Source organism: Streptococcus sanguinis, assembly GCF_050222175.1.
Taxonomy (GTDB): Bacteria; Bacillota; Bacilli; order Lactobacillales; family Streptococcaceae; genus Streptococcus; species Streptococcus sanguinis_M.
This window is the reverse complement of sequence record NZ_CP071420.1, coordinates 1,773,890-1,786,564: the sequence shown is the minus strand read 5'-3', so window position 1 is coordinate 1,786,564 and position 12,675 is coordinate 1,773,890. Positions and strand designations below refer to the sequence as shown.

The following is a 12,675-nucleotide window of genomic DNA, read 5'->3' as shown; positions in this document are numbered from 1 at the left end:
GGAAAGGAAGGCTTATGCTATACTCTATAAGAAAAGACAAACTGAAGCAGGCTGGCTTCTTTTACCTCTTTTATTTCCTAGCCATGATCTTAGGCGTCTTGGTTGGGCTTCTATTTGACCGCTCAGGCAATATGTTTTACGCTCCAGCTTTTACAGCTTTCTTTGGCGGAGTTCTGTTCATCTTCTATACAGAGAAAATAAAGACCTTCGGTCTGATCAGCGGCTTAGGCTGTCTGCTAGGTTTCTTCTTTCTGCTCAGTCGACATGGCTTTGGAGCCTTTCTACCAGGTTTGATTTGCGGTATTTTAGCGGATCTTATAGCTCGGTCAGGCAGCTATCAAAAGACTGTTAGAAGCTTGCTGGCTTTTATAGTTTTCAGCTTTAGCACAGCGGGTCCTATTTTCCTAATGTGGCTGGCACCCAAGCAGTACGAAGCTAGTCTTCTTGCTAGAGGAAAGACTCAGGCTTATATCGGGCAGGTCATGCTTAAGCCAGAACCCAGCTTAGTCTTTTGGTTTGTGGTCAGCATTTTACTGGGGGCTTTACTAGGCGCCCTATTAGGAAGAAAAATCCTTAAAGCTAGACATTCCAAGTCAGCTTCAGACTAAATATCATCGAAAATATAACTAAGGAGAAAACATGAACAATTTACTCGTACTCCAGTCGGACTTTGGTCTGGTAGATGGAGCCGTGTCAGCCATGATCGGAGTGGCCTTAGAAGAATCGCCCACTCTGAAAATTCATCATCTGACTCACGATATCACCCCTTACAATATCTTTGAAGGGAGCTATCGTCTCTTTCAGACGGTTAATTATTGGCCAGCAGGAACGACCTTTGTGTCGGTAGTGGATCCGGGCGTTGGCTCCAAGCGTAAGAGTGTGGTAGCCAAGACTAAAAAAGGACAGTACATCGTCACGCCTGATAACGGCACCCTGTCTTTCATCAAGAAGCATGTCGGCATTGAGGCCATTCGGGAAATTTCTGAAGTGGAAAATCGCCGTAAGGATACGGAGCATTCCTACACTTTCCACGGTCGTGATGTCTATGCTTATACAGGTGCCAAGCTAGCCAGCGGCCATATCAGCTTTGAAGAGGTTGGACCAGAACTCAAGGTCGAAGACATTGTCGAAATTCAGGTAGTTGAGACCACGCTTGCGGAGAATTATGTCAGCGGAGCTATTGATATCCTGGATGTTCGTTTCGGCTCTCTCTGGACCTCTATTACCCGCGAAGAATTCTGCACCTTGAAACCAGAATTTGGCGACCGCTTTGAAGTTACTATTTACAATAATGACATGCTGGTTTATCAAAACCAAGTAACCTATGGCAAGTCCTTTGCGGATGTCCGCATCGGCCAGCCTATCCTCTATATCAACTCCCTCTATCGGGTTGGCTTAGCGATTAACCAAGGTTCCTTTGCTAAGGCCTACAATGTTGGTGTCGGTGCCCAGTGGCATATTGAAATCAAGAGAATTGAAAATTAAGGAAGAAGAAAATGAAAAATAATACAATCAGAAACGTAGTCGCAACAGGAATTGGAGCTGCCCTATTCGTGGTCATCGGAATGATCAATATCCCAACGCCTGTGCCCAATACCAGCATTCAGCTCCAATACCCTCTGCAAGCTCTTTTTAGCGTCATCTTTGGACCAATCGTCGGTTTCCTGATGGGCTTCATTGGCCATGCCATTAAAGACGCTATGAGTGGCGGCGGACTTTGGTGGTTCTGGATTGCTGGCAGCGGGGTCTTCGGTCTATTGGTTGGCTTCTTTAGAAAATTCTTCCAAGTGGAAGAAGGAAAATTTGAAGTCAAGGATATTATCCGCTTTAACTTGATTCAGTTTGGAGCCAATGCAATCGCTTGGCTAATCGGCCCGATTGGTGACGTGATTGTATCTGGTGAGCCGGTCAATAAGGTTATTGCTCAAAGTATTGTAGCAATTCTGGTGAATTCTGCGACAGTAGCAGTCATCGGTACAGTCTTGCTGACTGCTTACGCTCGCACCCGCACCCGCGCAGGAAGTCTGAAAAAGGATTGATTACATCAAAAATTGAAAGATTGGGAGAATTCCCAATCTTTTTTGTACAAAATAAAAAACAAAATGTAATTTATATATTGCATTATTTAAAATATATTGTATAATAGACTTATAAAAATGAAGGGAGAAGCGATATGAAAAACATCAAAAATATATATTCACCACTTATTTGGCTTGTTTTGGGTATCATTTTTTTGGTTATAGGACTGAACAATCAAAATCAGACTTTTCTTATTTTTGCTGGCAGTGATATTACAATTGGTTGTGCACTTTTAGGCATAGCAACAAAGAAGAAAAATGATAAGGATGATGACCATGGCAAAAAATCTTAGACTAAAAATGGCACGAGCTGAGCATGATATGACCCAGGGGGACTTGGCAGATGCTATCGGAGTGACCCGCCAGACCATTGGCCTGATTGAGGCAGGTAAGTACAATCCCAGTCTCAGTTTATGCTTAGCGATTTGCAAATGTCTCAATAAGACGCTGGATCAATTGTTTTGGATTGAATAGAGAAAGGACTAGTCATGAAAATTAAACTTATTAAACGACAGATCTTGGACGAGCGGGAAGAGCAGCTTGTCAACAAGGCCGGTATGGAGGCTTTTAGTCTTTTGTTGTATGGTGGTTTAGCCCTATATGCTGGTTCTGTATCTATGAATGCTGGAGCTATTCACTATCAGCCCTTCTTGGTTTTGATCATTATCGCCTGCTTATATTTCTTCTTTCGGGCTCAGTATCTGGGAGCCAATTATTACAATAGTTTCAGTCTGACTATTTGGGGTATAGCAGCTTGGACGGGGTCTCTAACTCTTTTGATTGCCTGCCAGAATTTCCAACTGAATCATGTTATTTATCATAACAGTGTTTTTCACCCCATGTTTCTATTTGTTATTTTTATTACGTTTGTCATTCACTTTCCCTTTATGCTGCTGGTCAATATTTTCTTGGAGTATATAAATAAATGGCAGAAAAAGCGCTTTGAGAAGTATTTGGATCAATTGGAAGAAGAGTGATAACTTGTCCTTCTCGCTTAAACTTTCCAGCTCTGCTATTTTTCAAACAAATATTTTGCCCAGTTTTTTCAATCAGGTTATAATAAATAGATGAATTAAAAAATTCAGAAAATTTTATAGAGAAAAGAGAGTTGAAATCTTATGGCAAAAGATATTCGCGTCCTACTTTACTACAAATATGTTCCGATTGAGAATGCTGAGAAATTTGCAGCTGATCATCTGGCCTTCTGTAAGTCCATTGGTCTTAAAGGCCGCATCCTAGTAGCAGATGAGGGAATCAATGGAACGGTTTCTGGTGATTATGAAACCACTCAAAAATACATGGATTATGTGCACAGCCTTCCGGGCATGGAAGACCTTTGGTTCAAGATTGACGAAGAAAATGAGCAAGCCTTCAAGAAAATGTTTGTTCGCTACAAGAAGGAAATTGTGCACTTGGGCTTGGAAGACAATGATTTTGACAATGACATCAACCCGTTGGAGACGACAGGAGCTTACCTGTCACCTAAGGAATTTAAGGAAGCCCTTTTGGACGAAGACACTGTTGTCTTAGACACTCGTAACGACTACGAGTACGATCTAGGCCACTTCCGCGGAGCCATCCGTCCAGACATCCGCAACTTCCGCGAATTGCCGCAATGGGTCCGTGATAACAAAGAGAAGTTCATGGACAAGCGCGTGGTTGTTTACTGTACCGGTGGTGTTCGTTGTGAGAAATTCTCAGGCTGGATGGTTCGTGAAGGCTACAAGGATGTTGGTCAGCTTCATGGCGGTATCGCGACTTACGGCAAGGATCCAGAAGTTCAAGGTGAGCTTTGGGACGGCAAGATGTATGTCTTTGATGAGCGTATCTCGGTTGATATCAACCATGTTAATCCAGTTGTGATTGGGAAAGACTGGTTTGACGGTACTCCTTGCGAGCGCTATGTCAACTGTGGCAATCCGGAGTGTAACCGCCGCATCCTGACTTCAGAAGAAAATGAAGACAAGTACCTCCGTGGCTGTTCTCACGAATGCCGCGTTCACCCTCGCAATCGCTATGTGGCTGAAAATGGCTTGAGCCAGGCAGAAGTGATGGAGCGTTTGGCTGCGATTGGAGAAAGCTTGGAAACATTGGTAGCTCAGTAATCGCATAGTAAAGATAAAAACTTTGGATGTTTCAAGCGTCTAAAGTTTTTTTATCATTTATTTACAGGTAAAAGTCTTGTTGGACAGAGATTTGGGAAAGTAGACTGTTTCCGCCGATTCTTGGGGCATCTCGCGGAGTATTACTTGCTTTCTGCTTTTCTTTCTGCGATTTTGATTTTTTGTCCTTTCTTTTTGATGTGATATAATGAGCTTAAATAAATGGGAAAGGAGCAAGTCTATGTCTAAAGCTATCATGGAAGAAGTGGCAGCCTATCTGCGTCAGCATGCAGATGAAGAGCTGAGTCTGACCGATTTGGCTCATCATTTCCATTATAGTCCATCCCATCTATCCAGAACTTTCAAGAAAAGGATGGGTTTTTCTATCAAGCAATATATGGAAGCTCTTAAGATGGAAAAAGGGATTCAGGAGATTGTAGAAAGGCGTCAAAATGTGACCGAGACCTCTATGGAAGCCGGTTATGATAGTCTGGGCAGTTTTTCCAATACGTTTAAGCGGCATACTGGACTTTCTCCTAAAAAATACTATCAAGAATCAACCAAGGCTTATGATTTTATGATCAAACAGTTAGATGAGAAGGGAGCTTTGTTACATCAGGATCCCGACTGTAAAAGTGGCAATCGATTGACCGTAGAGTTATCTTATCCTGAGGGCTATGAACCACGCCTTAGCTGTGTCGGGCTTTTTAAAACCCGCATTCCCAAAGAAGAGCCGATTATCGGAGTAGCACTGAGTCAGGAGAGACAGTTTACTTTTGAAAATGTACCCGATGGCCACTACTATCTTTTGGCCTGTGAATTGCTGGAGGATTTACGCCTGTCCAAAAACTATGTCTTGAAGAATAACTTTCGCTGGGGCAGCGATGAGCCTCTCACTTTTTCAGGCGATAGCATCTATCAGGAGGAAATCATCATGCGCAGGCCCTTGCCCAGCGATCCACCTATTACAGTTAATCTTCCAGTTTTAATCATGCGTTCCCTAGCCAAACAAGCGCAATTGAGAATAAGAAAATTTTTATCTTAATTGATAAACTGATACTAGAGATTTATTCTCAGCTATAAAAAATTGGAGGAACAATAATGAAATTAGACGTGTTTTTAAGTTTTAATGGTCAGGCCGAAGAAGCTTTTCGTTTTTATGCAGATCTTTTTCAGATAGAGATAAAGGGACTTGTCCGAGCCAGTGAGATGATGGATCCAGCAGACCTTCCTGCAGAAAAACGGGATAAGATTGCCTGGATTGCCTTAGATACGGAAAACTTGACCCTGAATGGTGAGGATGTAGGCATTTTTAACGACCTATCTATTCCTAGCAATCATCAGCCCAATCAATGGTTAGTTCTGAGCCCAGACAGTAGAGAAGAAGCTGATGAGCTTTTTGCTAAGCTTGCTGAAGGTGGGCAAATTCTCTATCCTTTAGAGGAACAAGCTTTCGCAGAGTTTTATGGCCGCTTGATTGACCGCTTTGGTATCGGCTGGGATGTGATGAAATGAGGCCGAAGGATGGCTTATAGTGAATCCTTAGCCCAGCAAGTCCGTGCCATTTTAGCTACTGAACTTCCTCCTCATGTTTTTGAAGAAGAGGTAGAAGAGAAGAAGATGTTTGGTGGCTTGGCTTTTATGGTTCGAGGTAAGATGACCGTTACTGTGAGTTCGAGAAGTCAAGAGCTTGTCATGGTACGCATTGGTAAGGAAATGGAAAAGCAGGTTCTGCCTAAAAATGGTGCTAGCGTGACTTTAATGAAGGGTAGGTTTTATCATGGCTATATTGATTTAGATGTCGAGGGACAAAAAGAATTATCTTACTGGATCAAGCTAGCCTTGTCCTACAATCAGGAGCTGACGCAGCAGGATAAAAAGTAAGAAGTACTCAGAATGAGTTTTGCTTTCTTAGAAGTTTGTTCATTACCTTTTTATGAAGTTCAAATATATTCTTAGAATCTGTATTGATGAAGTTTTCAGTCGGAGAGTCTCTTCATGGATACAGGTTTTTTCGTCTTTTTCTTCCAAAAATGTTATACTAATACCAGAGTCCGTTTTGCGAATGAAGTTTATCCTTAAAAGTCTTGGAGAAAATCTAGTTTGTACCTGTATTAAGTTTTGATTTTGCATTTTCTCGTTTTCTGAAAGGCTTTTGTAATTAGAAAGGAGCATGGTATGAGTATTTCTTTTTACATTCAGAACCGAAAGGGCTTGTTTAGCTATAAGGCGGTCGAAACACCCTTGTCTTTGGTTTCCTTGGTGGAAGGGCTGGAGGTCGTAGGCCTTGAGGGCGATAAGGCTTATCAATCCTTGGATCAGGTCGGAACTTTTCTGGCTGTCTACTGGGAAGGGGCAGGCCGTGGGTTTGAAGTTTATTATCTGCCAGACCGGGAAACCTACCAGGTCCGCGTCTTGTCACCATCAACGGTGGGCGACTGGAAAGGGGCTATTCTCTTCATGAGTCGTTTGGCTCAGAAGATGAAGCAGGATATTGTCGATGAATACGGCACCACTTACACTGCTGACGGGATTTTTAATATTGATTTTGAAGCGGATATTCTCTATGGCCTGAACGATGCCAGAGTTGCAGCTGCGCCTATGCATGTTTTTGAAGGCTATGCTCATGATTTGTACATGTCGCAGGAAAAACTTCTGGAACTATTCAAAGCTGAAGATCCTGTGGAGGAGTTTGGCAGGCAGATGGCCGAGATGCAGCAGGTTCAGAGTCAATTTTCTACTCCGAAGTATTATAAGGATCAGGGTGGGAAATATCTGGGTTCTTATGTTCTGGCAGAAGGAGTGGATACAGTCCTTCCAACTCAGCCCATGCCCAAGGGCTACTTGGTTAAAGAGATGGTTGAGAGTGGTGCTAGTCAAGACATGGAATGGCATCTTCATATCCTGATAGAGGATGCCAGCAGTCCTCAGGGCTATAAATACTTGACAACAAAGGACTTACAGGCTTTTTTGGAGAAAATTCCAGACACTCACCGCACCTATCTGGATTCCAGTCAGATCCGGATTCAACCACTCAATCGGCTGGAACTGGAAGCTATTTTGGATCAACTTCCCGATGGAGAACCGAAGTTTTAGTGCTAGGAAAATTTACTTTTTGAATCTTAACAGAGCTGCCAAAAGGCGGCTTTTTAAGGTCTGTCAGCAGTTCTCACAATTTTGTGACTCTTTTCTTTTTGATAACATTATTGAAAATATCTTGAAAATTTCAAAAAGAAGCTATAGAATAGAGGTCAGTTTTATAAAAAGGAGAACGAAATGAAAGAAAAACACATGCTAATCTTGGGCTGGGTGGCTACTTTTATGTCTGTTATGATGTATGTTTCCTATATTCCACAGATTATGAATAATCTAGCTGGTAATAAGGGTGACTTTATCCAGCCTTCAGTGGCTGCTCTAAACTGTACTCTCTGGGTCATTTATGGTCTATTTAAAGAGAAGCGGGACATTCCTTTGGCAGCGGCTAATATGCCAGGCATCGTATTTGGCTTGATTACTGCTGCTACAGCCCTTATGTAAGATGAGATTGGGAGTTATTCCCAGTCTTTTTTTCTTGGAAAATCATTGGACAAAGTATTCACGTCATTTGTGGCTATAGAGTCTGCCTATGGCTTTGGCTATGTAGAAAATATGCAGGCAGCGTTCAGCAGACCGCCTTTTTATGATACAATGGTAAGATGAAGTCAGCAGAGAATTGCTGGCTGTTTCATTAGGAAGAAAGGGATAAGAGCGCGCCTATGATACTTGAAGAATTTGACAACAATCGCAAGGCCATCATCAATCCGGAAGATTTGAATGAATCTATAGAAGACTTTCCGGAGACGGCTGTCTCTTGCTTTGCCAGAGAGACTTTTGCTCGGATGCTAGCGGATTTTGAGCATGAGCTGATTACGACAACCAGCATGGCAAATATTGAAATTCCTATCTATCGTATTTTCGCGGATGGACGAGAACTGGCTCTCTTCAATGCCCCGGTTGGAGCTTCGGCTTGTGTAGCTATTCTGGAAGACATGATTGCTTTTGGCATGAAGAAGCTGGTGCTTTTCGGTACTTGTGGCATCTTGGATGAGGAGATTAAGGAAACGTCCGTCATTATCCCGACGGAGGCCCTGCGTGATGAGGGGACTAGTTATCACTACCAGCCAGCTAGCCGTGAGCAGGAAGTCAATCTTGGCTTGAAAGATTTTTTGACGGCTTTTCTGGATGAGCGTGGTATTTCCCACAGCAAGGGCAAGGTCTGGACGACAGACGGCATTTATCGTGAGACGCCAGCTAAACTTCGCCTGAGAAAGGCTGAGGGAGCTATCTGTGTGGATATGGAATGCTCAGCTGTAGCGGCTTTGGCAGCCTTTCGAGAGATATCCGTCTGCCAGTTCTTTTATGCAGCCGACCACTTGTCTGAGGAAGCTTGGGATATGCGCAACCTGGCCAATCATGCAGACTTAGACGAAAAAGATAAAATTGCCAATCTAGCGATTCAAATCGCTCTGGCACTATAGAGAAATAAGATGAAAAAACCAATTATCCAATTTGAAGACTTTAGCTTTCAATATCAGGCCCAGTCTGAGCCAACCCTCAAGAATATCAATCTGACTATCTATGAGGGGGAAAAGGTTCTGATTGTCGGACCGTCTGGCTCTGGCAAGTCAACGCTTGGCCAGTGTCTCAATGGAATTATTCCTAACATTTATAAAGGAGAGGCTGGCGGCCAGCTCTTGATTAAGGGTCAGCCGGCTTTTGAGTCCAGCATTTATGATAAGTCTAATCTTGTCAGCACGGTTTTGCAGGACACGGATGGCCAGTTTATCGGGCTTAGCGTAGCAGAAGATTTGGCCTTTGCGCTGGAAAATGATGTCATGGAGCTATCGCTTATGCGCGAAAAAGTCAAAACCTGGTCAGAGAAGCTGGATTTATCAGAGCTTTTACAGCATCGACCCCAGGATTTATCAGGCGGTCAAAAGCAGCGCGTCAGTCTTGCTGGAGTTTTGATTGACGAGAGTCCTATTCTGCTCTTTGACGAGCCCTTGGCCAATCTGGATCCCAAGTCAGGTCAGGATACCATTGATTTGATTGACCAGCTTCATCGGGAGACGGAAACGACGACTCTGATTATCGAGCATCGTTTAGAAGATGTTCTCTACCAGCCAGTAGACCGCTTGGTGCTGGTCAATGACGGACGCATTCTCTTTAATGGACAGCCGGATGACCTGCTCAGAACCCAGCTGCTAGCTGAAAATGGCATCCGCGAACCGCTCTACATTACGACCCTGCGCCAGCTGGGCGTTGAAGTGGAAAAGACTGAAGGATTGTCCCGATTGGATCAGTTGCAGCTGGCAGATGTGACCTTTGAAGGCAGAGATTGGTCTGACTCTGACAAAGAGCCTCAGGAGCCCTTACTGGAACTGGAGCATGTGTCCTTTGCTTACCAGAGCGGCGGCAAGCCTATATTGCAAGATATCAGCCTGAAGATTTTCAAGGGTGAGCGGATAGCTATCGTTGGTAAAAATGGAGCTGGTAAGTCAACCCTGGCCAAGGCCCTCTGTCAGTTTATCGAGACTGTGGGGAGCTATAGCTGGAAAGGTCAGGATATCAAAGGAGACTCCATCAAGGAGCGAGCTGAGCGGATTGGCTATGTCCTGCAGAATCCCAATCAGATGATTTCGGCAGCCATGATTTTTGATGAAGTGGCCTTAGGCTTGCGCCTGCGCGGACTGGCAGAAGCGGAAATCGAAGAGCGGGTCCATGCGGCTCTCAAGACCTGTGGACTCTATGAATTCCGTAGTTGGCCGATTTCGGCCCTGTCTTTTGGCCAGAAGAAGCGGGTAACTATTGCGTCTATCTTGGTGCTGAATCCGGAGATTATCCTCTTGGATGAACCGACAGCTGGCCAGGACCAGCGCCATTATACAGAGATGATGGACTTTCTAGACGAGCTCAACCAGCAGGGACATACGATTATCATGATTACCCACGATATGCAGCTGATGCTAGATTATTCAGATCGGGCAGTAGTTGTGGTGGATGGTCAGATTTTAGCCGATAAGGCGCCTGCTCAGGTGCTGACAGATCAAGAGTTGATTGCGGCGGCTCATCTAAAGGAAACGTCAATCTTTGCTCTGGCTGAGAAGATTGGTGCCGACCCTCTGGCTTTGACTGAGTTTTATATGCGAGAAAAGGAGGACAAGCATGCTTAATCAGCGAAAATTAATCGGCTACCATGCAGGCGAGACGTTTCTTCATGGTCTGTCCGGTGCCAGCAAGATGCTGTTCTTCGTTCTGGTATCAGTGGCAGCCATGATCAGCTATGATACTCGCTTTTTGCTGGGGCTAGCCCTGCTGTCCCTCTGCCTCTTTCGGCTGTCCCGTATCCGCATCCGTGATATTTCATTTGTTTTAGTCTTTGCGGCATCCTTTGCTGCTCTTAACTTAGTGATGGTCTATCTTTTTGCGCCTCAGTATGGTGTCGATATCTACGGAGCCAAAGATGTCCTCTGGACTGGATGGGGAGCTTATAATCTCACAGCTCAGCAGCTGTTCTACCTCTTTAATCTCTTGCTCAAGTATGTTTCGACCATACCTCTGGCAGTGATTTTCCTCATGACAACCCATCCCAGTCAGTTTGCTTCCAGCCTGTATCAGCTTGGTATTTCCTATAAAATTGCTTACGCGGTCAGTCTGACGCTCCGCTATATTCCAGATTTGCAGGAAGAGTTTTTCCTGATCAGGATGTCTCAGGAAGCGCGTGGGCAGGAATTATCCAAGAAAGCCAAACTGGCTCAGCGCGTAAAGGGAAATCTGCAGATTATTATTCCGCTGATTTTCAGCTCGCTAGAGCGCATCAATACCATTGCCACAGCCATGGAGCTGCGCCGTTTCGGCAAGAATAAAAAACGGACTTGGTATACCTATCAGGCTCTAAGCAAACGAGATATGCTGGTGCTGACACTGGCAGTCGCCTTTCTATTGCTCTGCTTTGTCCTCTTCGCAGTCAATCACGGCCGATTTTACAATCCGTGGAGGTAGGATAAAGTGTGTGAACTTCGTTTAATATATATTAGGAGGATAACTACTAGGTGGAAGAAAGAATAAAGAGTAGATTCCGTAAGGACTTATTATTTCCTGTTTTATATGGTTTAGGAGGTATAATTTTTCTCTTCTATATGCCACATGCGGACGAATTTGGCTTTTGGGCATCCTTGATTTTTGCTGCTTTGCTACTACTGATGAGTGCACTCTTTACCTGGCTTGCTTGGATTACTAGGCAAAAGAGCTTGCAGAGCTATCAGAAGCTTTATTCTCAATATCCGGAGCTGGAGAAGGAGTTTTACAAGATTTACAACCAGTCTCGCTATTCACGTGAAAAACTATCTCTTTATCTTTATAAGGATGCAATCATACGAGATGATACCTATTTTCAATTTCTTATGCTTTATGATTTAACTGATTTGACTATTAAGATTGAGAAAGTTCAAGAGAACAAGTACGTTAAGTATCCTCATCTATATTTGTATTATAGTCCCATGAGTGCCAACAAAGATATTCGTCTGCATCTGGGACGCTATACTAATCAAAATTATGTTGAACTATTACAGTTTTTAGATGTGGTTAATCAAGTTGCCCCTCAGATTAGAATCTATAATGAAGCAAAAAATAATATTCTCTAATGGCGAAGAAAAACCAGGCAATCCTTGCCCGATTTTTCTTCTTATAACGGTCTTTTATTTGGCATGCCGGCTTTGCGGGGGTATTTATTGGGAGTTTCTTTCTTCTTTTCTACCACCGTGATAAAGCGGGGATCGCCGTTTGGTAGGGCATAGCTGAGGTTGTCTTGGACCTTGCTAAAGAGTAAGCTGAGGGCAGTTTTGGCTTCTGCCAGTTCTTCTGGAGCATTGGAAGCCTTGAGCGCTAGGAGTTTCCCGCCAACTTTCAGGTAGGGAATGGTCAGTTCAGACAGGATTTGCATGCGAGCGACTGCCCGTGCAGTGACCAGGTCAAATTGGGCCCGAAAGGCCTTGTCCTGAGCAAAGTCTTCTGCACGACCGTGGTAGAAGTGAACCTTGTCCAGCCCGATCTCTTCTGCCAGCAGTTTGAGGAAGTTGATGCGTTTGTTGAGCGAGTCAATGATAGTCACATCCAGCTGGGGGCAGATGATTTTCATAGGGAGACTAGGAAAGCCGGCACCGGCTCCGATATCCAGCAGCTTAAGCTCTTGATTATCAATCAGGCCTTGCAAAACGGGGGCAATTGAATCATAGAAATGCTTGAGATAGACTTCGTTTTTCTCAGTGATAGCTGTTAGATTGATTTTTTCATTCCATTCGACCAAGAGTTCAAAATAACGCCCAAACTGGTCTTTCTGGCGGTCGTTCAGCTCGATTCCCTGCTGGGCTAAGAGCTGGTAAAATTCTTGCGGTGTCATAGTTTCATCCTTGTTTGTCAGTATTCATCCTATTATATCATAAAAAGGAGACCCCAGC

17 protein-coding genes are annotated in these 12,675 nt (G+C 43.9%); 16 read left to right on the top strand and 1 reads right to left on the bottom strand.

Features of this window, described 5'->3' with window-relative positions:
* The first annotated feature begins 14 nt into the window (after window positions 1-14).
* The 16 genes from J1C91_RS08740 to J1C91_RS08665 all read left to right on the top strand — a co-directional run bounded on the left by J1C91_RS08740 (window position 15) and on the right by J1C91_RS08665 (window position 11,862).
* Entirely contained in the window at window positions 15-608 is a 594-nt protein-coding gene (locus J1C91_RS08740) for an MptD family putative ECF transporter S component (RefSeq protein ID WP_125439152.1), read from the top strand.
* Between the two features lie 31 nt (window positions 609-639).
* Window positions 640-1,485, top strand: a complete 846-nt coding sequence (locus J1C91_RS08735; RefSeq protein WP_002896272.1) for an SAM hydrolase/SAM-dependent halogenase family protein — start codon at window positions 640-642, stop codon at window positions 1,483-1,485.
* An 11-nt stretch (window positions 1,486-1,496) separates the two neighbouring features.
* Window positions 1,497-2,039, top strand: a complete 543-nt coding sequence (locus J1C91_RS08730; protein WP_002900998.1) for an ECF-type riboflavin transporter substrate-binding protein — start codon at window positions 1,497-1,499, stop codon at window positions 2,037-2,039.
* Between the two features lie 134 nt (window positions 2,040-2,173).
* Window positions 2,174-2,371: a hypothetical protein gene (locus J1C91_RS08725; protein WP_002896269.1), complete on the top strand. Its 198-nt coding sequence runs from the start codon at window positions 2,174-2,176 to the stop codon at window positions 2,369-2,371.
* On the top strand, window positions 2,355-2,552 hold the full coding sequence (locus J1C91_RS08720; RefSeq protein WP_002896268.1) for a helix-turn-helix transcriptional regulator: 198 nt from the start codon (window positions 2,355-2,357) through the stop codon (window positions 2,550-2,552). The genes J1C91_RS08725 and J1C91_RS08720 overlap by 17 nt, the downstream gene beginning before the upstream one ends.
* A 14-nt stretch (window positions 2,553-2,566) precedes the next feature.
* Window positions 2,567-3,055, top strand: coding sequence for a DUF6773 family protein (locus J1C91_RS08715; protein ID WP_002910386.1), 489 nt, complete (start codon window positions 2,567-2,569; stop codon window positions 3,053-3,055).
* Between the two features lie 141 nt (window positions 3,056-3,196).
* On the top strand, window positions 3,197-4,183 hold the full coding sequence (locus J1C91_RS08710) for a rhodanese-related sulfurtransferase (RefSeq protein WP_002910385.1): 987 nt from the start codon (window positions 3,197-3,199) through the stop codon (window positions 4,181-4,183).
* Window positions 4,184-4,421: 238 nt separating this feature from the next.
* The gene (locus J1C91_RS08705) at window positions 4,422-5,225 is read left to right on the top strand and encodes a helix-turn-helix transcriptional regulator (RefSeq protein ID WP_125439154.1); all 804 of its coding nucleotides are present in this window, start codon (window positions 4,422-4,424) and stop codon (window positions 5,223-5,225) included.
* A gap of 56 nt (window positions 5,226-5,281) precedes the next feature.
* The gene (locus tag J1C91_RS08700; protein WP_125405500.1) at window positions 5,282-5,695 is read left to right on the top strand and encodes a VOC family protein; all 414 of its coding nucleotides are present in this window, start codon (window positions 5,282-5,284) and stop codon (window positions 5,693-5,695) included.
* 9 nt (window positions 5,696-5,704) lie between these two features.
* Window positions 5,705-6,064: a TfoX/Sxy family protein gene (locus tag J1C91_RS08695; RefSeq protein ID WP_125439156.1), complete on the top strand. Its 360-nt coding sequence runs from the start codon at window positions 5,705-5,707 to the stop codon at window positions 6,062-6,064.
* Between the two features lie 294 nt (window positions 6,065-6,358).
* Window positions 6,359-7,276, top strand: a complete 918-nt coding sequence (locus tag J1C91_RS08690; RefSeq protein WP_125439158.1) for a DUF4299 family protein — start codon at window positions 6,359-6,361, stop codon at window positions 7,274-7,276.
* Between the two features lie 180 nt (window positions 7,277-7,456).
* Window positions 7,457-7,717: a SemiSWEET family transporter gene (locus J1C91_RS08685; RefSeq protein WP_002898091.1), complete on the top strand. Its 261-nt coding sequence runs from the start codon at window positions 7,457-7,459 to the stop codon at window positions 7,715-7,717.
* Between the two features lie 218 nt (window positions 7,718-7,935).
* On the top strand, window positions 7,936-8,697 hold the full coding sequence (locus J1C91_RS08680; RefSeq protein WP_009659944.1) for a nucleoside phosphorylase: 762 nt from the start codon (window positions 7,936-7,938) through the stop codon (window positions 8,695-8,697).
* 9 nt (window positions 8,698-8,706) lie between these two features.
* Window positions 8,707-10,392 (top strand): ABC transporter ATP-binding protein, encoded by a 1,686-nt coding sequence (locus tag J1C91_RS08675; protein WP_125439160.1) that lies wholly within the window; start codon window positions 8,707-8,709, stop codon window positions 10,390-10,392.
* Window positions 10,385-11,221 (top strand): energy-coupling factor transporter transmembrane component T family protein, encoded by an 837-nt coding sequence (locus tag J1C91_RS08670; RefSeq protein ID WP_002910373.1) that lies wholly within the window; start codon window positions 10,385-10,387, stop codon window positions 11,219-11,221. The genes J1C91_RS08675 and J1C91_RS08670 overlap by 8 nt, the downstream gene beginning before the upstream one ends.
* A 50-nt stretch (window positions 11,222-11,271) precedes the next feature.
* Window positions 11,272-11,862: a hypothetical protein gene (locus J1C91_RS08665; RefSeq protein ID WP_002910372.1), complete on the top strand. Its 591-nt coding sequence runs from the start codon at window positions 11,272-11,274 to the stop codon at window positions 11,860-11,862.
* A gap of 41 nt (window positions 11,863-11,903) precedes the next feature.
* Here J1C91_RS08665 and rsmG read toward each other — a convergent pair whose 3' ends face one another.
* A complete protein-coding gene (gene rsmG / locus J1C91_RS08660) occupies window positions 11,904-12,617 on the bottom strand; it encodes a 16S rRNA (guanine(527)-N(7))-methyltransferase RsmG (protein WP_002910371.1) in 714 nt (237 codons plus the stop codon).
* Between the last annotated feature and the right edge of the window lie 58 nt (window positions 12,618-12,675).

What these genes read in the sequence shown, in the direction of transcription:
- J1C91_RS08740 (WP_125439152.1), top strand. Translation starts at nt 15, where the DNA reads ATGCTATACTCTATAAGAAAAGACAAACTGAAGCAGGCTGGCTTCTTT.
- J1C91_RS08735 (WP_002896272.1), top strand. Translation starts at nt 640, where the DNA reads ATGAACAATTTACTCGTACTCCAGTCGGACTTTGGTCTGGTAGATGGA.
- J1C91_RS08730 (WP_002900998.1), top strand. Translation starts at nt 1,497, where the DNA reads ATGAAAAATAATACAATCAGAAACGTAGTCGCAACAGGAATTGGAGCT.
- J1C91_RS08725 (WP_002896269.1), top strand. Translation starts at nt 2,174, where the DNA reads ATGAAAAACATCAAAAATATATATTCACCACTTATTTGGCTTGTTTTG.
- J1C91_RS08720 (WP_002896268.1), top strand. Translation starts at nt 2,355, where the DNA reads ATGGCAAAAAATCTTAGACTAAAAATGGCACGAGCTGAGCATGATATG.
- J1C91_RS08715 (WP_002910386.1), top strand. Translation starts at nt 2,567, where the DNA reads ATGAAAATTAAACTTATTAAACGACAGATCTTGGACGAGCGGGAAGAG.
- J1C91_RS08710 (WP_002910385.1), top strand. Translation starts at nt 3,197, where the DNA reads ATGGCAAAAGATATTCGCGTCCTACTTTACTACAAATATGTTCCGATT.
- J1C91_RS08705 (WP_125439154.1), top strand. Translation starts at nt 4,422, where the DNA reads ATGTCTAAAGCTATCATGGAAGAAGTGGCAGCCTATCTGCGTCAGCAT.
- J1C91_RS08700 (WP_125405500.1), top strand. Translation starts at nt 5,282, where the DNA reads ATGAAATTAGACGTGTTTTTAAGTTTTAATGGTCAGGCCGAAGAAGCT.
- J1C91_RS08695 (WP_125439156.1), top strand. Translation starts at nt 5,705, where the DNA reads ATGGCTTATAGTGAATCCTTAGCCCAGCAAGTCCGTGCCATTTTAGCT.
- J1C91_RS08690 (WP_125439158.1), top strand. Translation starts at nt 6,359, where the DNA reads ATGAGTATTTCTTTTTACATTCAGAACCGAAAGGGCTTGTTTAGCTAT.
- J1C91_RS08685 (WP_002898091.1), top strand. Translation starts at nt 7,457, where the DNA reads ATGAAAGAAAAACACATGCTAATCTTGGGCTGGGTGGCTACTTTTATG.
- J1C91_RS08680 (WP_009659944.1), top strand. Translation starts at nt 7,936, where the DNA reads ATGATACTTGAAGAATTTGACAACAATCGCAAGGCCATCATCAATCCG.
- J1C91_RS08675 (WP_125439160.1), top strand. Translation starts at nt 8,707, where the DNA reads ATGAAAAAACCAATTATCCAATTTGAAGACTTTAGCTTTCAATATCAG.
- J1C91_RS08670 (WP_002910373.1), top strand. Translation starts at nt 10,385, where the DNA reads ATGCTTAATCAGCGAAAATTAATCGGCTACCATGCAGGCGAGACGTTT.
- rsmG (WP_002910371.1), bottom strand. Translation starts at nt 12,617, where the DNA reads ATGACACCGCAAGAATTTTACCAGCTCTTAGCCCAGCAGGGAATCGAG.